Source organism: Streptomyces mesophilus, assembly GCF_040300965.1.
Lineage (GTDB): Bacteria > Actinomycetota > Actinomycetes > Streptomycetales > Streptomycetaceae > Streptomyces > Streptomyces mesophilus_A.
The window spans coordinates 25,601-45,058 of record NZ_JBEPEW010000005.1 but is presented as its reverse complement, the minus strand read 5'-3'; the positions used below and the strand labels follow the sequence as shown (position 1 = coordinate 45,058).

Sequence of the window (19,458 nt, the reverse complement as noted above, 5' to 3'; positions counted from 1 at the left end):
GCCGATGCCAGTCGATACGCCGACCGATGAGCCGGCTCCGACACCGTACAAACGAAGATCCCCGCACCCTCGCGAGCCCCCCGTGCAGCGCATGGTGCCGAGCCCGAAGACCCGACGTATCGTGACGAAAACACCGACCGCCACCGCCCCACCACTGAAGCCGCCGCAAGGGAGGCCGGCCATGGGCGACCCCAAGGGCTTTCTCACCGTCGGACGCGAGGACTGGCCGCGCCGCCCCGTCGAGGAGCGGGTGCACGACTGGCAGGAGGTGTACGTACCCGGCGCGCTGCTCCCGATCATCGGCAAGCAGGCGGATCGCTGTATGGACTGCGGTATCCCGTTCTGCCACCAGGCCTGTCCGCTGGGCAATCTGATCCCCGAGTGGAACGACCTGGTCGCCCGCGACGACTGGTGGGCCGCGGCGGACCGGCTGCACGCGACGAACAACTTCCCCGAGTTCACCGGCCGGTTGTGCCCCGCGCCGTGCGAGTCGGGCTGTGTTCTCGCGATCAACCAGCCCGCGGTCACCATCAAGAACGTCGAGGTCGCGATCGCCGACCGGATCTGGGACGAGGGCTGGGCCGTACCCCAGCCGCCGGACCGCCTCACCGGCAAGGTGGTGGCGGTGATCGGCTCGGGCCCCACCGGCCTCGCCGCCGCCCAGCAGCTCACGCGCGCGGGCCACACGGTCGTCGTGTACGAGCGGGACGACCGGATCGGCGGGCTGCTGCGGTACGGGATCCCCGAGTTCAAGATGGAGAAGGTGCATCTGGAGCGCCGGCTCGGTCAGATGAAGGCGGAGGGCACCAAGTTCCGTACCTCGGTGACCGTCGGACGCGACGTCACCGCCGCCGAACTCCGTACGCGCTACGACGCGGTCCTCCTCGCGACCGGCGCCACGGCCTGGCGTGAACTGCCGCTCCCGGGGCGCGCGTTGTCGGGCATCCACCAGGCCATGGAGTACCTGCCGCTGGCCAACAAGGTCTGCGAAGGCGATCTGCCCGCCAACCCGCTCTCCGCCAAGGACCGGCATGTGGTCATCATCGGCGGCGGCGACACCGGAGCGGACTGTCTCGGCACCGCGGTACGCGAGGGCGCGGCCTCGGTCTCCCAGCTGGACATCTACCCGCAGCCGGCCGCCGACCGCGACGAGCTGGCCGAACCCTGGCCCGTCCACCCCAAGATCTACCGGCTCTCCGCCGCCCACGAGGAGGCCCGCGATCTGGCGACGGCACCGCAGGCGGATGCGGACGCCCGGCTCTTCAAGGCGTCGACGCTGCGCTTCACGGGCGACGATCAGGGCCGGGTACGGGAGTTGCATCTGGTCGAGGTCGATACGGAACGCCGCCCGCGTCCCGACAGCGAACGCATCCTCCGGGCCGACCTGGTGCTGCTCGCCCTCGGTTTCTCGGGTCCGGACCGCTCGGACGGGCTGATCGACGCCCTCGCCCTGGACCTCGACGAGCGCGGAGTCCTCGTACGGGACGCGGAGTTCGCGACTGAGGTGCCGGGCGTGTTCGCGGCGGGGGACGCCGCGCGCGGTCAGTCGCTGATCGTCTGGGCGATCGCGGAGGGGCGCGCGGCGGCGGCCTCGATGGACCGCTATCTCACCGGCCGCACCACTCTGCCCTCCCCGATCAGTCCGACGGACCGCCCGCTGACCGCGTGACGCGGAAGCGGCCCCTCCTCTGGACCTCTGCGCCCGTACCCGTCACCGTGGTGCGTCCGTCTCACCGAGCGACAGCGCCAGGGGGTCCCATGGCAGGCAAGCGCACCGCGGGGTTGACCATCACCGTCACGGTGTTCGGGCTGCTCGCCGTCGCCGTGCTCGGCTGGCGTCTGCTCGTGGCCTCCGACCCCTCGGGCGCCGCCGCGGCGCCCGCGGTGCCTGCTTCCCGTACCCCTGAGGGCAAGGCCGCCCCGCCCGACCGGGCCACTCCGGAGCCCGCGGCCGACAGCGAACAGGCCGCGTCCGAACAGGAACAGGCCCCGGTCCCCGCCCTCTATCTGGGCGACTCCCTGGCCATGGAGAACCAGCTCGTCCTCACGGACCTGCTCGAGAAGACCGCCACCGTACGCAACGCCCCGTACTCCGGCACCACCCTCTGCGACTACCTGGAGCGCGGCAAGGACCGCTCCCTCGTGCCGCCGCAGCACAAGGCGGCCGCGCTGGTACGGGAGGAGAAGCCGGCCGTCGTGGTGCTGCAGTTCTGGGGCAACTCATGGGGCTATACGCCCTGTATGGGCAGCATCGTCCAGGGATCGGAGGCGTACTACACGCGCTACGCCGCCGACACCCGCGCCCTGACCGCCGAGATCGAGCGGGCCGCGGCCGACGCGGGGATCGCGCGGCCCACGATCGTCTGGGTGCTCCAGGGCCCCGACCCGATGTCCCCGGACCGGATCCGCCGGGTCAACGGCCTGTACGAGAAGCAGGCCGCCGCGGCCGGTGACCTCACCGCGGACGCGGGCGCCTCGGTGAGCCGGGCAGGCGACCGCTACACGCATGCGCAGCGGCTGCCGTGCACGCCGTACGAACGCGCGCACCCCGAGTACTGCACCGACGGCGACAGCACCCGACTGCACCGCGACGACGACTACTTGCACTTCTGTCTGGCCCCGACCACACAGACACCGAAGCCGTGCCCCAAGCGCTCACCGGGCATCCTGCGCTACAGCAAGGCGATCGCGGACGCGGTCACCGACCACGTCCGCGAGTCCCGTACGACGGGGTGATTCAAGGCTTACGCGCCATCGCCGCTCAAGGCTTACGCGCCATCGCCGCATACCCCGGAATGGGCTCGTCGCCGAGCACCGGCACCCGCTCCCCCAGCTCCGGATGCCACTCGGCCGTCAGCGAGACACCGGGCTCGACGAACTCGAGGCCGTGGAAGAAGCGCTCGAACTGCTCGCGCGTACGCAGCGCCAGGATCAGGCCGCGCGCCTTGTAGAGCTCCTGAGCCTCGTCCGCGCCACCGGGATTGAAGTCCCCGGTGGTCTGCGACAGGACGACATAGCTGCCGGGGGCGAGCCGCTCGACCAGGTGGTCCACCAGCTCGTACGCGCCGTCCTCGTCGGAGACGAAGTGCAGGAGGGCGAGCAGCGAGAGCGCGACGGGCTTGTCGAAGTCGAGGAATTTCGCCGCGTGTTCGAGGATCACCTCGGGAGTGCGGGCGTCCGCCTGGATGTACTCGGTGATGCCCTCGGGCGTGGAGCGCAGCAGCGCCTCGGCGTGGGCGAGCACGATCGGGTCGTTGTCGCAGTAGACGATCCGCGACTCGGGGGCCGCCTTCTGGGCGATCTGGTGGAGGTTGGGCTCCGTGGGTATCCCGGTGCCGATGTCCAGGTACTGATGCACCCCGTTGGCGGCGAGCCAGCGGATCGCGCGGCGCATGAAGGCCCGGTTCACCTGGGCGAACTCGCGGGCGCGCGGGTCGATCGTGAGCAGCTGCTCGGCCATCTGCTCATCGACCGGATAGTTGTCCTTGCCGCCCAGGAACCAGTCGTACATACGGGCCGGATGCGGCTTGCTGGTGTCGATCTGCACGGCGGCCTGCCGGTCCGCCGCCTCTTGCCCGGTCATAAGACGCTCCAAGTCCCGTGATGGATGAGAGAGTTGAGCCCCGTGATGCGCTTGGTTCCGATGCGCTCGACTTTGATCATGACAGCAGCAGGCCGCTTCACGACAGGCTGCATCACGACAGACGGAAACTTCATCACGACAGAAGGAAGTCGGCCTGCCCCGACTTCGCACCCTCGATGAAGGCGTGGATCTCGCCCAGGGTGTAGATCAGTGCGGGACCGTCGGGATCGTTCGACTGCCGCATGGCCACGCGTCCGTCGGCGAGCTTCATCGCCTCGACGCAGTTGCCTCCGTTGCCTCCGCTCCACGGCTTGTGCCAGCCCTCGGAGCCCAGCTCACGCGCCGGCATCCCGTTGTATATCCGGTCCTCGTCGCCCTTCGTGGTCCTCATGGTCATCCTGGACTCCATCCGGCCCCCGTTCGCGGACAGTTGACCCATCAGAGCTCCTTGCGGAGAGTCTTGAGAATCTCCTTCGTACGGTGTGCCGACGCGGCCTGCGCCGCCATCCGGTCCATGGCCTCGAGGTAGGTGACGACCTCGGCGCGCCGGTCCAGATAGACGGCACCGGTCAGATACTCGGCGTAGACCATGTCCTGCAGCTCGGGGACCCCGAACCGGAACAGCACGAAGGGCCCGTAGGTCCCGGGGTGGTGTCCCGCGGAGAACTCCGCGATCTGCAGCGTCACATTGGGCAGCTTGGTGGCCGCGATGAGCCGGTCCAGCTGCCCGCGCATCACCTCGGGCGTGCCCACGGCGCGGCGCAGGACGGTCTCGTCCATGATCACCCACAGGCGGGGCGCGTCCTCCTTCTCGAGCAGCTGCTGGCGCTGCATCCGCAGCGCCACATGCCGGTCGATCTCCTCGTCGCTCGTGCTGCCGAGGGAGCCGGCCCGCAGCACCTCACGGGCGTACGCCTCGGTCTGCAGGAGTCCGGGCACGAAGTGCGGTTCGTACGACCTCAGGAGGCTGGCCGCGCCCTCCAGGCTGACGTACATGGAGAACCAGTTCGGCAGGATGTCGTGGTAACGCTGCCACCAGCCGGGCTTGTTGGCCTCCTCCGCAAGCTCGATGAAGGACTCGGTCTCGGCTTCGTCGGCCCCGTACGCCTTCAACAGGAGTTGTACGTACGGGATCTTGAAGGAGACCTCGGCCATCTCCATGCGGCGGACCGTCGCCGGCGCGACGCGCAGCACCCGGGCTGCCTCCTCACGCTTGAGCCCGGCGCTTTCGCGCAGGTCCTGAAGGCGTTTGCCCAGGACGACCTGGCCCACGGTGGGAGCGGACCGCGGTTCGCTCACGTCTACCTCACTCGGTTCGATCTGCAGGGCGGCAACTGCGCCCTGTATCGCGGCGGCTGCACCCGTTACAGGGCGGGCGGGCCGCGACCGGTTCGAGCAGTGTGCCACGGCCTTCCAAGGTGTAACACCGCACTCTGCAATTTTCAGAGTGCGTCTTGCCAAGTGTTCATGGCGGGGAGATAGTGGCAGGCGTGAACCCGTCCCGCAGGGGAGACCCCACTGCCCCGTTAGGAACCGGCCGTGGCTATCGGTAACGCAGCACAACCGGAGCTCGGCCGTCGTTGCCGTTTCGAGCTCCCGGCAGGCGTCGAATCCGTACCTCGCGCCCGCCGGCTGACGCACGACCGCTTGCTGGGCTGGGCGGTCTGCGACGAGACCCGCGACCTGGCCGCCCTCGTCGTCTCCGAACTCGTCACCAACGCCGTGGTGCACACGGCGAGCCGCCGTATCGTCTGCGAGCTGCGTGACGATCACGCGGCGGACCTCCTGCGGATAGCGGTCATAGACGAGGGCTGCGGCCCCGACCGCCCCGCCCCGCACCCTGCGCGTGACGGCGACGAGGACCACGGGCGCGGGCTGCTCCTGGTGCAGGCGCTCTGCCGTTCGTGGGGCGCACAGGAAGCGGGCCTGGGACTCGAGGTCTGGGCGGACCTTCCCCGTACTGCCGTCTCGGAGGTGGGCTGAGTATGCGCGCGATGACTCTCGACCGGCTCACCTCGCTCGCCCGACGCCTCAGCGACATACCGCTGCCGCTGCCCGAGGGCATGCAGACCCGGCTCGGCTGCGACGCGGTGGGGATGCCCGCGGAAATCGGCCGCCAGGTGATGAGCCGGATGAACCGCGTCGGCTGTGTGTACGCGGCCGGTGACCGCTGGTGGTGGATCGTGCCCTCGCATTCGCAGCAGTCCCTGGACTGGCCGGAGCCGGTACGGTACGCGGCCCGCGCGCTGGTGCCCGCGTCTCCGGGAGGCGCGCAGCTGATCCATCTGCCGCAGCGCGACGCCCCGTATACGCCCCCGATCCCGCTGTATCTGACCCTGTGCCGGATCACGCGGACCGTGCCGGTGTGGATGCGGCCCGCGGAGGCCGGGGGCTTCTGAGGGAGGGACGGGCTGCCGGGGGCTCGCGAGGAGCTCGCGGCTCGTCCGGTTCACGCCCTGCCCGAATCCCCTGTTCCGGGCGATAGTTGACCTCCTGATCCGAACGGAGGTCTGAGTGAGACTCGGCTGGGGGGCCAGGACTACTACCGCACCGACCGCACAGGAAAAGGCGTCCACGGACGCGACCTCGGACTCGGAACGTCTGCTCTTCGGCGGCCCGCTCCGCTACGACACCGGCTGGGCCAAGCACGAAGACGCGGCCCTGGAGCTGGACTTCAGGGCCATGGTCCGCCGCTTCCCCGCTCTCATCGCCTCGAGCCTGAGACTCGCGTGGGGCGCCGACCGCCAAGCCGCCCGGGTCATGGTCTCGGCTGAACTCGGCCGCGGACTCGCCCAGGCGGTGAGCCTGCTCGCGGTCAACAGCGTGCTCGGCCGTCTGATGGGCGACGCCCCGATGGAGGAGCGGCTGCGCCAGGCCCTACCGGCGCTCATCACGGTCGCCTGCGTCCTGTTCGTATCGGCACTGCTCCGCTCGGCCTCTTTGTACGCCACCGGCCGGCTTGAGCCGAAGGTCGAACGGGTCGCCACCGAGCAGTACTTGGAGCGGGCGGCCTCGGTGGAGCTGGCGGCGATCGAGGACGACGCGTTCCACAAGTTGCTCGACACCGCGCAGTACGGGGCGGCATCGGCCCGCCGGATGGTCTCGCTCGCCACGCGCGTGATGAACGCGGCGATCTCGCTCGTCGCGGCGGCCGGGGTGCTGACGGTGCTGCACCCTCTGCTGCTTCCGCTTCTGGTGACGATGACGCTGCCGAGCGCCTGGTCCGCGCTGACCAACGCCCGCAGGCGCTACCGCTCCTTCCACGCCTGGGTGCAGCACGCGCGGGCGGGCCGGCTGCTCAGCAGTCTGCTCACCGAGGCCCGGGCGGCTCCGGAGATCCGGGTGCACGGTGTCGGCCCGTTTCTGCTGCGGCACTTCCGCGCCATGTCCCAGTCCGCGGAGACCGAGCAGACCCGGCTCGCCCGGCTCGCGGCCGGCACCAGCCTTGTCGCGGCGGCCTGGACGGGCCTCGCCACGGCCGCCGCCTATACGACGCTCGGCGCCCTGCTCCTGACCGGGGCGATGTCGCTGGCCGTGGCGGGCACTGCGGTGATCGCGATCCGGACCGGCTCGGCGAACCTCAACACACTGGTCCTGGAAGTCACCGAACTGCATGAGAACGCCCTGTTCGTGGGCGACCTGGAACGGATGCACAAGGAGGCCGAGACCCGGACCGTGCCGGTCGGCGGCGCCGAACTGCCCGCCGAACCGCGGGAGATCCGCTTCGAGAAGGTCACCTTCCGCTACCCGAAGAGCGCCAAGGAGCGCCCGGCGCTCGACGACATCACGCTGTCGCTGCCCATGGGGAAGATCATCGCGCTGGTCGGCGAGAACGGTTCGGGCAAGACCACCCTCGTCAAGCTCCTGGCCGGTCTCTACGCCCCTCAGCAGGGCACCATCTGGTGGGACGACGTGGACACGGCGGGCGCTGACCGGCAGCAGCTGGCCGAGCGGATCGCGATGCTGGCGCAGGACTTCAAGCGGTGGCCGTTCACGGCGAAGGTCAACATCGCCATCGGCCGGCCGTCCGCCGAACTCACACAGGAGCGGCTCGCGCGCTCGGTGGACGAGGCGGGTGCGGGCGAGGTCGTTGCCGATCTCCCGCACGGTCTGGAGACCCTTCTTGTACGGGTGTTCACCGGCGGGCATGAGCTGTCGGGCGGACAGTGGCAGCGGCTCGGCATCGCCCGGGCCGCCTACCGGCGCGGCGGGATCCTGATCGTGGACGAGCCCACGGCGGCCCTCGACGCCCGCGCGGAGCTCGAAGTCTTCGACCGTATCCGGGCGCTGGCGGGCTCGGGCCAGACGGTCATCCTCATCACGCACCGCCTCGCCTCCGTACGGCATGCGGATCTGGTGCACGTACTGCAGGGCGGACGGCTCGTGGAGTCGGGGTCGCCGCAGGAGCTCCTGGACAGCGGGGGTGTGTACGCGGAGTTGTACGGGTTGCAGGCACGGCAGTTCGCACGGGACGCGGTCACGGACTGAGGCCCGGCTGCCCGCCCCGCGGGCAGGCGGCCGCCCGCGCGCCTACTCGATGCCCTCCCCGCCCTGCTGGACCACCAGGAAGGCATCCGAGGCGAGGTCCATCACGACCTCCGCCCTCTCGCCCTCGAGACGGCGTGCTTGGGCGAACTCCTCGGCAGGCCACGACCCGCGCGGACCGCCGGCCGGGAAGCTGCGGAGAACCACTCGTCCGTTACGTGTGTTCATGGAGCACCCCCGTGCTCTTTCGTGTTGCGACACCTGTGCGCAACGAAGAATCACAGGGAAAGACACCGCCGGGCGGGTGGAAGGTGCCCAACGTGACGCACCCGACACCAAGTTGATGCATTACGCGACATAAGTCCGGAGTCCCGTCGACCGCCGGTCGTGGCTGTGTGCCGCCCCAGCACCCTCAGCCGTCGTACGTCTGAATGCGCTGCCCATGGCTGCGGTCCGTGAGCGCGGGCAGCCGGCCGGTGAGTTCGGCGACCGTGGCGGGCACGTCGACGGTGAGCAGCCGGCGGTCGCGCATGAGGACCCGCCCGTCGACGACGGTCGTCGTCACATCGCTCGCCCGTGCGCTGTGCACCAGGGTGGCGGCCAGATCGTGCACGGGCTGCGTATGCGGCCCCGACAGGTCCACGAGGACGAGATCGGCCCTGCGCCCCGGCGCGAGCGAACCGATCCGTTCGCCGAGCCCCAGGGCGCGGGCGCTCTGCAGGGTGGCGTGGTGCAGCGCCTGGCGCGCGGTGAGCCACCGCGAGTCGCGCGTGGCGTGCTTCTGCACCAGGGCGGTGAGCGTCATCGCCTCCCATACGTCGAGGGTGTTGTTGGACGCGGCGCCGTCGGTGGCGAGGCCGACCGGGATGCCGAGGGCGGCGAGTTCCCGTACGGGGGTGGTGTCCCAGCCGAACTTCATATAGCCGCGTGGCGCGGTCGCGACGGCGATCCGGCCGCTCGCGCGGGCGAGCACTTCGAGGTCGCGCTCGATGATGCCGGTGCCGTGCGCGATGAGCAGGTCGGTGTCCAGGAGACCGGCGCGGTGCAGCACCTCGATGGGCGTGCGGCCTTCCTGCGCCAGCGAGTTGTCGGTCTGGGCGCGGTTCTCGGCGGCGTGCAGATGGACGGGCAGGGCGTGTGCGCGGGCGAGTTCGGCGGTGGCCGCGAGATCGTCCGCGGTCACGGTGTACGGCGCGTGCGGGGCCAGCGTGGTGGTGATCCGGCCGTCGGCCGATCCTTGACGGCGCAGGGCGAAGTCCAGTGAACGCTCCCTTCCCTCCGGCCCTTGCGAGGAGAAGTAGGCCCAGCCGAGGTGGGCACGCAGTCCGGTCTCGGCCACCACATCGGCGACTTCGTCCATCGCGAAGTAGTGGTCGGCGAAACAGGTCACCCCGGCCCGGATCATCTCCGCGCACGCAAGGCGCGCCCCGAGCGTCACATCGCGCTCGGTGAGCCGGGACTCGATGGGCCAGATCCAGTCGTTGAACCACTCCTCCACGGGGAGGTCCTCGGCGATCCCCCGCAGGGCCACCATCGGGGCGTGCGTATGGCAGTTGATGAACCCGGGCAGGGCGAGCTGCCCGCCGGCGTCGATGCGTTCCCGCGCCCCGATCGCGGCCGCCTCGGCGGCGGGGACCAGGGCTTCGATGACTCCGTCGCGTACGACGACGGCGCAGTCGGGGCGGAAGGCGATCTGCTCCCGCTCGTCGTGGACGAGGGCGGTGCAGGGGGAGATGACGAGATCCGCGGGGGCCTGGGCGGCGGTCGTGGTCATGTCGTCACGTTAGCGGGGGTGCGATCAGGTGGCGGGGGTGCGACCCGGTACCGCGGGCGCGACCAGCCGATTGTCAGTGCCGGACCGTAGATTTCTCTCAGTGGCCGCGAACGCCGGTGGGGCGCCGCGCCCGGACCTGGGGAGAGGTGTGCGATGGGGGACCGTACGTATCTGGAGCTGTCCCAAGACGGCGGCGGAGCGCACAAGTTCTACGAGGTGACCGTGGAGGGGACGGTCGTCTCGGTGCGCTATGGACGGATCGGCGCGAGTGGCCAGGTGCAGACCTCGACCTTCCCGACGGTGCAGAAGGCTCAGGCCGCCGCGGCGAAGAAGATAGGCGAGAAGGTGCGCAAGGGGTACGCACCGGCGGTCCAGGGCCTGCGCGCTCCCCGCGCCGTGACGCGCCGTCAGGTCGCCTCGGCGCCGTCCCGGGCCCGCTCGGTGGCCCCGGTCCTGTGGCGCTTCCGCACCGGGTCCGCGGCCTTCGGCATCCACATCGACGAGGACCGCTGCTGGGTGGGCAACCAGTCGGGCGATGTGTACACCCTCAGCCACGGCGGCGAGGTGCTCGCCCACTATGCGCTGCCGGACGGCGTCAAGTGCCTGGTGGCGGACGACTTCTGGATCTATGCGGGCTGCGACGACGGGAAGGTGTACGACCTGTCGTCCAAGCTCCCGTTCGCCGCGTACGACATCGCCGCCGACGTGGACATCTTCTGGCTGGACATCCACGAGGGCGTGCTCGATGTGTCCGACCGGGACGGCGGCCTCACGGTGATCGACCATGAGGACGAGTACCAGTGGTCCCGTAAGTCGCACGGTGCGCACGCCTGGATGGTGCGCGCCGACGAGCACGCGGTCTACCACGGCCATGCGGGCGGTGTGACGGCCTATGCGCCGGACGGCGGACGCGAGTTGTGGCATACGCCGACGCAGGGCGCGGTCCTGTTCGGCTGGCAGGAGGACACCTCGGTGTACGCGGGCACGGCCCGCCGTACCGTGCAGCGCCTGTCGAAGAGGACCGGCGCGATCGAGGCGACCTACGGCTGCGACGACCCGGTGTACTCGTGCGCGACCTCCCCGGACGGCCGCCATGTCTTCGCGGGGGACAACGCGTCCTCGGTGTACTGCTTCTCCTCCGACGGCACCCGGCTGTGGAAGCTGGGCACGGGCGGCGGCTCGGCGCTGTCCATGCAGTACCTCGACGGGAAGCTCTACATGGTCACCACGGACGGCTCCCTGGTCTGCGTGGACGCCTCCGAGTCGGCGATCGCGGCGGCCCGCTCGGGCTCGGTGCCGACGGCGGTCGACATCAAGTACTCGGCGGCCACGCCGACGTACACCCCGGCGACGGCGGTCACCCAGGTGGCCACCGTGACGGCCGCTCCGGCACACGGCGTGATCGTGGAATGCGTCCAGGACGGCAACAGGCTGCGCGTCCATGTGGCCTCCGCCGGCTATGAGCCGACGTGGAACGTGCAGTTCCCGCGCGATATCCGCCAGGCCGGCGCCCGCTATGTGGTCGACGCGCTGCACCCGGCCGCGGGCGGCTTCTATCGCGTACGGGGCGAGATACGCCGGCTGGTCTGACGGGCGCCGACCCTGCGCAGCAGCAGTCCGGCCGTACCCGCGGTGAAGTACATGAGGATCGCGTACACGGCGCTGGGCACGGCGATCTCGGTGCTGTCGAGCAGCGACGGGCTGAGCGCGATGGTCAGGGACAGGGAGGTGTTGTGCATCCCGATCTCCATGCACGCCGCGACGGCCTGCGGATGCCCGGCCCCGGCGCTGCGGGCGGCGAGGTAACCGGTGCCGAGGGAGATGAAGCTGAACAGCACGGCGACGGGCCCGACTTCGGCGAGGTACTCCCCCACGTTGGACCGTTCGGCGAGCAGCGCGGCGACGATCACCCCGGCCAGGATCACCAGACACAGCAGCTTGACGGGCCGCTCGGCACGCTCGGCGAACCCGGGGCGCTTCGCCCGTACGACCATGCCCACCGCCACCGGAATCAGCACGAGGGCGAACACCTGCAGCGTCTTGCCGAACTGCAGCCCGACGCTCCCGCCGTCATCACCTTCGACATCCCAGTACCCGACCGCGAGGTTCACCACGAGCGGCAGGGTGAACACGGCGAGGACGGAGTTGATGGCGGTGAGCGTGATGTTCAGCGCGACATCCCCGCCGAACAGATGGCTGTACAGATTGGCCATGGTCCCGCCGGGCGAGGCGGCGAGCAGCATCATCCCGACGGCCGGCGCGGCACTCAGCCCGAAGGCCACCACAAGCCCGAAACACACGGCGGGCAGCACGATCAGCTGACACCCGAGCGCGGCGACGACGACCTTCGGATACTCCCGCACCCGCCTGAAGTCCCCGACGGCGAGGCTCATCCCCAGCCCGAACATGATGACCGCGAGCACGATGGGCACGAGGATGGTGACGAGGCCGGAATCCATGGGGGTCAGGGTGGTGGGTGCGGGGTGAGGAGTCCATGGGCGCGGGAAAAGGAGCGGGCCCGAGGGCGTAGCCGGCCCCCGAGCCCTGGTGATGCCACCCCACGTGCACGCCGGCACGCTTGAGGACCCGGGTCAGGTTGATGTCGCCGCGTCCTGCCTTTGGACCACCGCGCATCGAGCTGCGCGGGCCGGAGTTGAACCGGCATTTCGACGTCCGGGGCCCGGGCCCGGTCGATCCGGCGATGGGTGGCGGATGCTGAGTCTGGAGCAAGAGTCTGAGATTGATCGCGGTCTGCCTCTGCCGATTGGGCTACCGCGGCCCGAAAGCCCCTGCACGGAGGGCTTGTTGTGCCGCGGGGAGGACTCGAACCTCCACTGGAACCGCGCAGTCACGACAAGCTTCAGTTTCAGCTTGCGCTCCTCGCGCACCCCGGCCGTTTTTCCACGGCCGGGGAGTCTTTGAGGCTACCCGAACAGGTAGCCGAACACGGCGTCCCCGACGCGCTGATCGGTGACGTCGACCCCGTTCGCCTCCTCGCGCGCGAATTTCACCGCCTGCTGCAACTTCTCCACGCGCTGCAGGAGTTCATTGACCCGCTGGGCGGGCAGGGCGCCCGAGAACTTGACGGTGGTCCAGTACCCCACCGGGATGTCCTCGTAGTACACCTCGACCTGCGCCGGGTGCTTCTCCGTCGCCTCGGCCTTCACGTGGTTGCGCGGCACCTTCTTCGTCCGCACCGTGCGTACGGGCTCGGTCTTCCACGCGTCCGTGGAAGGGTCCCGTACCCAGAACTCCGCGGCGTCCAGGACCGGCAGCTTCCGTACGAAGGTGTTGAGATCGGTGAGCTGCTTCTCGAGGAAGAGCAGATACGACACCGGCACGCCGGCGACCAACACCCGGCCGTCGACGGTCACATCGGCCTTCGCGCTGCAGTTCGCCCAGTCCTTGGTGGCGGTCACATCGAAGAGCCGGGTCAGCGTCGCCGCGGTCTCCCGGAGTACGTCCTCGGCCTGCACCTGCACCCGCGTCGACTCGGGCGGCAGCTGCTCGCCCTCCTCGTCCTTGGGCTGGTACGTGCGGGCGATGCCGGACAGCAACGCCGGTTTCTGCAGCCCGTGGTGGGCCGCGGTCAGGTCCTGATGGGACTTGGACTTGACGCCCTTCTCCACTGCGATGATCTGATTGAGTTTCGCCACCTGGGCAAGGTAGCAACGGGAACGCCGGGAGTTCGACGGGTTATTCACGCCTCCGCGGCCATGCAAGACTCGCGATCATGAACCCGGAACCCAGCGCGTACGTACGCAACCTGCCGATAGGCGAGCAGATCCCCTTCCCCGCCGAGGGCGTCCCGGCCTGGGAGATCTTCCCGTACGAAGGGGACTTGAGGATCAAGGTGCTCGAGGAGCCGGTCCTGCCCGAGCCACCCCGACACGGTGAAGCCGGGCCGCAGGAATGCGGGACGTGCCGCAAGGGCGACGAGGAGTTCCTCTGGACCGACGAGCACTGGCGGCTCACCGGGTTCAGCGAGCCCGAATCCCTGCCGGCCATGGTGATGCTGCAGCCTCGCGGCCACTACGACCTGCATGACCTGCCGGCCGAACGGGCCGCCGAGCTGGGCGGGATGCTGCAGCGGGCGGAGCGGGCCGTGAAGTCCGTCGGAGGGATCTCGCGGGTGCATGTGAACAAGTGGGGTGATGGCTGGGCCCACTTGCACATGTTCCTGGTCGGACGGCCCGAGGGGATGATGCAGCTGCGCGGCAGCTGCCTCGTGCTGTGGGGCGATGTGCTGCCCAAGGTGGCGGCCGAGGTCTGGGCCGAGACCAATCGGCGGATCGCGCGGGCGATGGCCGAGGGCGGCGGGACGGCTCACGTGTGAGATGTGCCTACGCGCGGAATCTTCAAGATCGATTGTCAGTTCCGGCTGCCACAATGGAAGCAGTTCGGAAGACGAATCCTCATGCGGGACCGATGAGTTGTCGTAGCCCGGCCGGTCATTACCGGTGACAGGACCGGGACGTTCGGAGCCCATCATCGAACCAACGGACCAGAGCAAGCCACCGCAGGATCGGCGCCCGGAGCGTCACAAGAGAAGAAGAACCGGAGCAGGAGTCATTCCAGAATACGGAGTTACATCATGTGCACTCACCAGCCTTCGTGCCCCACCGCCGACCGCCCCGACCGCGAAGCCGCGCGCGTCGTCGCCTCCCACCCCGAGCAGGGCTGGAGCCGCTTGTGCAACGGCACGATCGTGTTCGACGACACCGGAGAGCTGCTGCCGGGTGGCGAGATCGTCCCGCCGCACCGTCCGCTGCTCACCCTGATCCCCACGCAGGCGCAGACCACGCCGATCGTCGCGGTCGCCGCCTGAGCCGTAGAGGCGCAGAGGCGCAGAGGCGCAGAGGCGCAGAGGCGTCACCGTAGCCGTGGAGGCGTCACCGTTCCTCGGTGCCGACGCCCCCTGAACCACCGCTCTCCAGCGGCGGAGCGTCCAGTGCACAGTGTGTCTGGCACTCCGGATGGCACGGCTCCGGCTCGCCCTTCACCAGGGCGGGATTGCGGACCGTAAGCCAGGCGATCAGCGCACCGGCCGCGAGCAGTGCCGCGCACAGCGGCATCGCCAGCCGGAAGGCGCTGTTGAACTCGGCCGCCGAGCGATATGCCTCGGGGCCCATCCCCACGAGCAGCGGCAGCGCGGCCACCGCGATCAGGCCGGCCGCCCGGGCCGCCGCGTTGTTGATCCCGCTGGCCAGACCCGCGCGGGACTGGTCGACAGAGGCCAGGACGGTCGCGGTGAGCGGAGCGACCAGCGTGACCATGCCGAGGCCGAGCACCAGGACGGCCGGCAGCACATCGAGCGGATACGAGGCATCGGGACCCGCCCGCATCATCAGGAGCATGCCCGCCGCACACAGCAACGGGCCCGCGGTGAGCGGAAGTCGTGGACCGATCCGCTGCCCGATGGCCCCGGAGCGGGCCGAGAAAAGCAGCATCAGGATCGTGGTCGGCAGCAGCGCGGTGCCCGCCGCGAGCGCCGAGTAGCCCGTGACCACCTGGAGTTGGAGCGCGGACAGGAAGAAGAACCCGCCGAACGCTCCGTAGACGCAGAGGGTCACCAGATTGACCGCGCTGAACTGGCGGGACGCGAAGACCGTGAGCGGCATCATCGGTTCGCGGCTGTGCCGCTCGACGTAGAGGAACGCCGTGGTCGCCGCGACACCTGCGAGCGCCGACCCGACGACCACCGCGGAGGCCCCGTGGTCGGGCGCCGCGATCAGCGCATAGGTGAGGAACGCGAGGGCGAGCGCGCCGAGTACCGCGCCGGTGATGTCGAAGCGGCCGTGGGCCTTGCCGCCCTTGGACTCGGGCACATGGCGCAGCGCGACCGGGACGCAGAGCGCGGCCAGCGGCACATTGAGCAGAAACACCCAGCGCCAGCCGGGACCGTCCACGAGCCATCCGCCGAGGAACGGTCCGACCGCCGCGCCCACACCGCCGAACCCCGACCACAGTCCGACCGCCGCGGCCCGGTCGTCGGCATGGAACGAAGCCTGGATCAGAGCGAGCGACCCCGGCGTCAGCAGCGCGCCGCCCACTCCCTGCAGGGCCCGCGCCGCGATCAGCACCTCCGCGTTGGGCGCCAGACCGCACAGCAGCGAGGCGGCCGCGAACCACACGACCCCGATGACGAACACCCGGCGCCGCCCGAACCGGTCGCCCAGCGCCCCGCCGAGCAGGATCAGCCCGGCGAGGGCCAGCATGTAGGCGTTGACGGTCCACTGCAGGGCCGCCAGATCCGTGTCGAGGTCATCGCCGATCCTGCGGAGTGCCACGTTCACGACGGTCGAGTCGAGCAGCACCATCGTCGATCCGAGCACGGTGGTGAGGAGCACCCAGCGGCCGGCGGCGGTGCCGGTGCGGAGCGAGGCGGGGTCGGCGGCAGCGGCCATATGCGGATTATGCGGGCGCGACGAGAGCGTGGCCACTCGCCGCCACGGTCCGGATGGGGTCGTGACCGCTTGCCGCCACGGACCGGATGGCGTCGTGGCACTCGCCGCCACGGACCGGGTGGGCTGGTGAGAACTCGCCGCCACGGTCCGGCCGGCGCCCGCTACTGCCGACTGATCGTCCGCGTAACTCCCGCCGCGATCGTCGTCGCCAGCACCCAGCCGGCGAGGATCAGTCCGTACGACAGCGTCTGCGTCCACCCCGTGGGCACGTAGGCCCCTTCCTGGCCGAGGCCGACGAGGGGCAGCAGCAGATCGAGGGTGAAGAAGAACGGGGAGAATTCCGGGGCCTCTTCCGCCTTCGGGGCACGCGGCGGCCGTACCGCGTACGCGATCCAGCCGATGAGCAGCAGCGAGAACAGCCAGCCGGCGGCCCGCACGGGCCGGAACCCGTAGCCGACGGTGGCGTCCTGGAGGAGGCCCCAGGCCTTGGCGTGCGGCGGCAGGGTCGCGCGATGGCGGCGCTGTTTGGCGAGTTGGACGGTGCGTGCGGCGGTGTCGTCGCCGAGTGCGCGGTAGGCGAGGGCGAGTTGCTCGTACGAGAAGGGGACGTAGCCGTCCGCGTCGCGGGACAGGAGCGGCAGTCGGCGCCCGGCCGGTTCGTGCGGGGCGAGTCCGGTGTACGTCAGACCGTCCAGGCGTACCTCGGCCGGCCACGCCTCCGGTTCGGCGTGGATCAGCTCGGCCTGGGTCCGGCGCAGGCTGAGCGTTCCCTCGATCGGGGAAGGCCCGCGCAGCCACAGTTCACCGACGACCATGCCGTCCGCCCGCAGGGCCACATCGCCGGGGTGACGCAACGTGGCCTGGGAGAGCACCAGTTGGCCGGGGATGCGAGCGCCGCGAAGATTGACCCGTCCGTGCGCCGTGATGCCGGGCGCCCGCAGATCGGCGCCGACCGTCAGGTTCGAGGCGTGCAGCGCCGTGTCCGTGGGGTTGTCGAGCCGAGCGTTCGCGAGATTCAGGGTGCCGCCCACGGTGGTGCCGTAGAGCCGGACTTCCCCCTGCGCGACCAGGCCGACCGCGCTCAGGAACGTGCCGACCTGAAGCCCCGTCGCACTCAGCGCGATCTCGCCGGGCCGTATGAACCGCGCGGCGTCCAGGCGTATCTCACCGCCTGTCGTCAGCGAGTCGAGCCGGCTCTCGCCGTGCGCCGCGAGGGAACGGGCCGACAACGCGACCCCGACGTGCGCGCGGCTCAGCTCGAGAATCGCGTCGGCACCTGCCCTTGTGCCGACGCCGGGGCTCGTGCCGGTGTCAGGGCTCGTTCCCGCGCCGCCTGCCGTCCGAGGGCCCCCGGGGCCGCCGAGTTCCGCCCCGTCGAGGGTCAGCGTTCCGGCAATCTGCGCCCCCGTAAGGGAGACAGGGCCACTGACCCGGCAGTCCTCCAGAGACAGGTCTCCGTCGAAGACCGCTGTACCGGCCGACAGCCCCGGCAGCACGCACTCCCCCAGATACACCCGTCGCAGCCGCGCCCCGAAAAGCACCGGCGTGTCGTCCAGATGGCAGCCGAGGAGGCTGACCGTGCACTCGACCTGTCCGTACAGCAGATACAGCGGTCCTGTGATCCGCGCCCCGGCGATCCGCAGCGCCGGGATCTCGCCCGCCTCGCGCGGTCCGTCGAGCAGCAGCTTCGTGAGCACCTCGGCCCGCAGCGTCCGCTCCGGGCCCCAGTCGGCACCGAGGGTGATGTCCTCGTCCACGGAGGTACGGAAGTCCAGCGCCGTCCCACGCGGGAAAGCCGCCCAGACGCGCGCTTCGGCAGGGGTCAGGTCGCTCGGTTCCATTCGCGGGACTGTGACCTGGGCGGCAGGGCGCTGTCAACAGCCTTCGTCGTACGGGCGGTTGATCGGTCTCCCCCACCGGGGCCGGCCTCACGCCGCCGCGAACAGCGCCTCCGCCGCGTCCACCGAAGCCGCCAGCACCTCCGCATCCGGCCGCGTCCCGGCCACGATCCCGTCGACCGCGCGCAGACCGGCCCGGCTCAGCAGCCTCTTCTCGTTGGTGACCCACTCCCCGCGCTCGGCGAGCACGGCATGTGCCGTGTACATCGCCGCCGTGACGAGCGCGCCCGCCACCTCGGCCGGCTGGGCGCGCGGGGCGAAGTTGGCCCTCGCATAGCCGAGGGTCAGGGCCGCACGTTCGCGCCAGACACCGGGCGCGCGGCTGCGCAGCTCCGGCGGGTAGCCGGGGCGCGGGAGTTCGCCGTGAAGGACCTGGTTGACGGCGACCTCGGCGACGACCAAGTAGCTGGGGATGCCCGCGAGATGGAACATCAGCGGCTCCCAGTGGAAGCGGCCCGCGCGCGCCTCGGCCAGTTCGTGCTCGACGACGTCCAGGTCGCGGTAGTGCACGTCGATGGCGCGGCCCTCGACCGTGAGCCACGCGCCCCCGTTGAACACCCCGCCGCCCCAGCCGCCCAGCTCGGACACCTGCCCGGGCCAGCCCACCGCGCGAAGGTGCTCGGGGTCGAACGTGCCGCGATAGTAGAGCGCGAAGTCCCAGTCGCTCTGCGGCGTATGGGTGCCCTGGGCGCGGGAGCCGCCGAGCGTGACGGCTCGGACACCGGGCAGGCGGGCGAGCCTTTCGGCCACATAGGAGGGGAAGCGCTCGTCCGTGACGCCACCGGGCGGGCTCCCGCTCACGAACGCTGCCTCGCCCTGCGGACCACCTTGTTGAGCGCGGCTTCCGCAGGTGTCGCGCGATGCCCTTCGACCAGGCGCTTCAGCGCGCGCATGAGGACCTCGCGCTCGTCCTCGGGCAGCGCGGACAGCGCCTCGCGGTGCACCGCGTCCACGATCCGCTGACTCTGCTCGGCGACCCGGGCGCCCTCATCGGTCACCTGGATGATCCGGGCCCTGCGGTCGGTGCTCGACGGGCGCCGTTCGGCCAGGCCCGCCTTCTCCAGGGCGTCGACCGTGACGACCATCGTCGTCTTGTCCATGTCGCCGATCTCGGCCAGCTGCGCCTGTGTGCGCTCCGCGCCGACGGCATGGACCAGGACGCAGTGCATCCGGGCCGTGATGCCGATCTCGGAGAGCGCCGCCGCCATCCGGGCGCGCAGCGCGTGGCCGCCGTAATCGAGCAGGTAGGAGAGGTCCGGCTCCGTACGCGTGGGCGGGGACATCGCAGTCATGGCCTCAGCATAACCGAGA

19 protein-coding genes and 2 tRNA genes are annotated in these 19,458 nt (G+C 70.4%); 8 read left to right on the top strand and 13 right to left on the bottom strand.

Annotated elements, in window-relative coordinates:
* Positions 1-181 precede the first annotated feature (181 nt).
* Positions 182-1,669, top strand: a complete 1,488-nt coding sequence (locus tag ABT367_RS03405; RefSeq protein ID WP_352249093.1) for a glutamate synthase subunit beta — start codon at positions 182-184, stop codon at positions 1,667-1,669.
* A gap of 89 nt (positions 1,670-1,758) precedes the next feature.
* Positions 1,759-2,736 (top strand): SGNH/GDSL hydrolase family protein, encoded by a 978-nt coding sequence (locus ABT367_RS03400; protein WP_352249091.1) that lies wholly within the window; start codon positions 1,759-1,761, stop codon positions 2,734-2,736.
* 25 nt (positions 2,737-2,761) lie between these two features.
* On the opposite strand, the gene ABT367_RS03395 is transcribed toward ABT367_RS03400, so the two are convergent.
* The 3 genes from ABT367_RS03395 to ABT367_RS03385 form a co-directional block, all read right to left on the bottom strand.
* Complete coding sequence (locus ABT367_RS03395; RefSeq protein WP_352249089.1) at positions 2,762-3,583, bottom strand: SAM-dependent methyltransferase; 822 nt, start codon at positions 3,581-3,583, stop codon at positions 2,762-2,764.
* Positions 3,584-3,716: 133 nt separating this feature from the next.
* Positions 3,717-3,980 (bottom strand): DUF397 domain-containing protein, encoded by a 264-nt coding sequence (locus ABT367_RS03390; protein ID WP_352249087.1) that lies wholly within the window; start codon positions 3,978-3,980, stop codon positions 3,717-3,719.
* Between the two features lie 41 nt (positions 3,981-4,021).
* Complete coding sequence (locus tag ABT367_RS03385) at positions 4,022-4,882, bottom strand: helix-turn-helix domain-containing protein (RefSeq protein ID WP_352249085.1); 861 nt, start codon at positions 4,880-4,882, stop codon at positions 4,022-4,024.
* Between the two features lie 240 nt (positions 4,883-5,122).
* Between ABT367_RS03385 and ABT367_RS03380 the strand changes: the two genes are divergently transcribed.
* From ABT367_RS03380 to ABT367_RS03370, 3 genes are all read left to right on the top strand, one after another.
* Entirely contained in the window at positions 5,123-5,566 is a 444-nt protein-coding gene (locus ABT367_RS03380; protein ID WP_352249083.1) for an ATP-binding protein, read from the top strand.
* 2 nt (positions 5,567-5,568) lie between these two features.
* Positions 5,569-5,982 carry a hypothetical protein gene (locus ABT367_RS03375; RefSeq protein ID WP_352249081.1) on the top strand — a complete coding sequence of 138 codons (414 nt, stop codon included), beginning with the start codon at positions 5,569-5,571 and terminating at the stop codon, positions 5,980-5,982.
* Positions 5,983-6,184: 202 nt separating this feature from the next.
* The gene (locus ABT367_RS03370; RefSeq protein ID WP_352249234.1) at positions 6,185-8,071 is read left to right on the top strand and encodes an ABC transporter ATP-binding protein; all 1,887 of its coding nucleotides are present in this window, start codon (positions 6,185-6,187) and stop codon (positions 8,069-8,071) included.
* Positions 8,072-8,113: 42 nt separating this feature from the next.
* Here the strand turns inward: ABT367_RS03370 and ABT367_RS03365 are convergent, their stop codons facing one another.
* Both ABT367_RS03365 and ABT367_RS03360 read right to left on the bottom strand, forming a co-directional pair.
* Positions 8,114-8,296 carry a hypothetical protein gene (locus tag ABT367_RS03365; protein WP_352249079.1) on the bottom strand — a complete coding sequence of 61 codons (183 nt, stop codon included), beginning with the start codon at positions 8,294-8,296 and terminating at the stop codon, positions 8,114-8,116.
* A 184-nt stretch (positions 8,297-8,480) separates the two neighbouring features.
* The gene (locus ABT367_RS03360) at positions 8,481-9,842 is read right to left on the bottom strand and encodes an amidohydrolase (protein WP_352249077.1); all 1,362 of its coding nucleotides are present in this window, start codon (positions 9,840-9,842) and stop codon (positions 8,481-8,483) included.
* A gap of 153 nt (positions 9,843-9,995) precedes the next feature.
* Between ABT367_RS03360 and ABT367_RS03355 the strand changes: the two genes are divergently transcribed.
* Positions 9,996-11,432: a WGR domain-containing protein gene (locus tag ABT367_RS03355; protein WP_352249076.1), complete on the top strand. Its 1,437-nt coding sequence runs from the start codon at positions 9,996-9,998 to the stop codon at positions 11,430-11,432.
* On the opposite strand, the gene ABT367_RS03350 is transcribed toward ABT367_RS03355, so the two are convergent.
* The 4 genes from ABT367_RS03350 to ABT367_RS03335 form a co-directional block, all read right to left on the bottom strand.
* Complete coding sequence (locus ABT367_RS03350) at positions 11,396-12,301, bottom strand: bile acid:sodium symporter family protein (protein ID WP_352249074.1); 906 nt, start codon at positions 12,299-12,301, stop codon at positions 11,396-11,398. The genes ABT367_RS03355 and ABT367_RS03350 overlap by 37 nt on opposite strands.
* Positions 12,302-12,481: 180 nt before the next feature.
* A tRNA-Pro gene (locus ABT367_RS03345) sits at positions 12,482-12,621 on the bottom strand.
* Between the two features lie 29 nt (positions 12,622-12,650).
* A tRNA-OTHER gene (locus ABT367_RS03340) sits at positions 12,651-12,750 on the bottom strand.
* 16 nt (positions 12,751-12,766) lie between these two features.
* Positions 12,767-13,498, bottom strand: coding sequence for a hypothetical protein (locus ABT367_RS03335; protein WP_352249072.1), 732 nt, complete (start codon positions 13,496-13,498; stop codon positions 12,767-12,769).
* A gap of 77 nt (positions 13,499-13,575) precedes the next feature.
* Between ABT367_RS03335 and ABT367_RS03330 the strand changes: the two genes are divergently transcribed.
* Together ABT367_RS03330 and ABT367_RS03325 are read left to right on the top strand one after the other, a co-directional pair.
* On the top strand, positions 13,576-14,178 hold the full coding sequence (locus ABT367_RS03330; RefSeq protein WP_352249070.1) for a hypothetical protein: 603 nt from the start codon (positions 13,576-13,578) through the stop codon (positions 14,176-14,178).
* A gap of 258 nt (positions 14,179-14,436) precedes the next feature.
* Positions 14,437-14,670, top strand: a complete 234-nt coding sequence (locus ABT367_RS03325; protein WP_352249068.1) for a DUF5999 family protein — start codon at positions 14,437-14,439, stop codon at positions 14,668-14,670.
* 64 nt (positions 14,671-14,734) lie between these two features.
* Here ABT367_RS03325 and ABT367_RS03320 read toward each other — a convergent pair whose 3' ends face one another.
* The 4 genes from ABT367_RS03320 to ABT367_RS03305 all read right to left on the bottom strand — a co-directional run bounded on the left by ABT367_RS03320 (position 14,735) and on the right by ABT367_RS03305 (position 19,439).
* Positions 14,735-16,249, bottom strand: coding sequence for an MFS transporter (locus ABT367_RS03320; RefSeq protein ID WP_352249066.1), 1,515 nt, complete (start codon positions 16,247-16,249; stop codon positions 14,735-14,737).
* A 161-nt stretch (positions 16,250-16,410) separates the two neighbouring features.
* Positions 16,411-18,090: a membrane-associated oxidoreductase gene (locus ABT367_RS03315; protein WP_352249064.1), complete on the bottom strand. Its 1,680-nt coding sequence runs from the start codon at positions 18,088-18,090 to the stop codon at positions 16,411-16,413.
* 87 nt (positions 18,091-18,177) lie between these two features.
* Positions 18,178-18,948, bottom strand: coding sequence for a nucleotidyltransferase domain-containing protein (locus tag ABT367_RS03310; protein WP_352249061.1), 771 nt, complete (start codon positions 18,946-18,948; stop codon positions 18,178-18,180).
* Positions 18,945-19,439 carry a MarR family winged helix-turn-helix transcriptional regulator gene (locus ABT367_RS03305; RefSeq protein ID WP_352249059.1) on the bottom strand — a complete coding sequence of 165 codons (495 nt, stop codon included), beginning with the start codon at positions 19,437-19,439 and terminating at the stop codon, positions 18,945-18,947. Before ABT367_RS03305 ends, ABT367_RS03310 begins: the two co-directional genes overlap by 4 nt.
* Between the last annotated feature and the right edge of the window lie 19 nt (positions 19,440-19,458).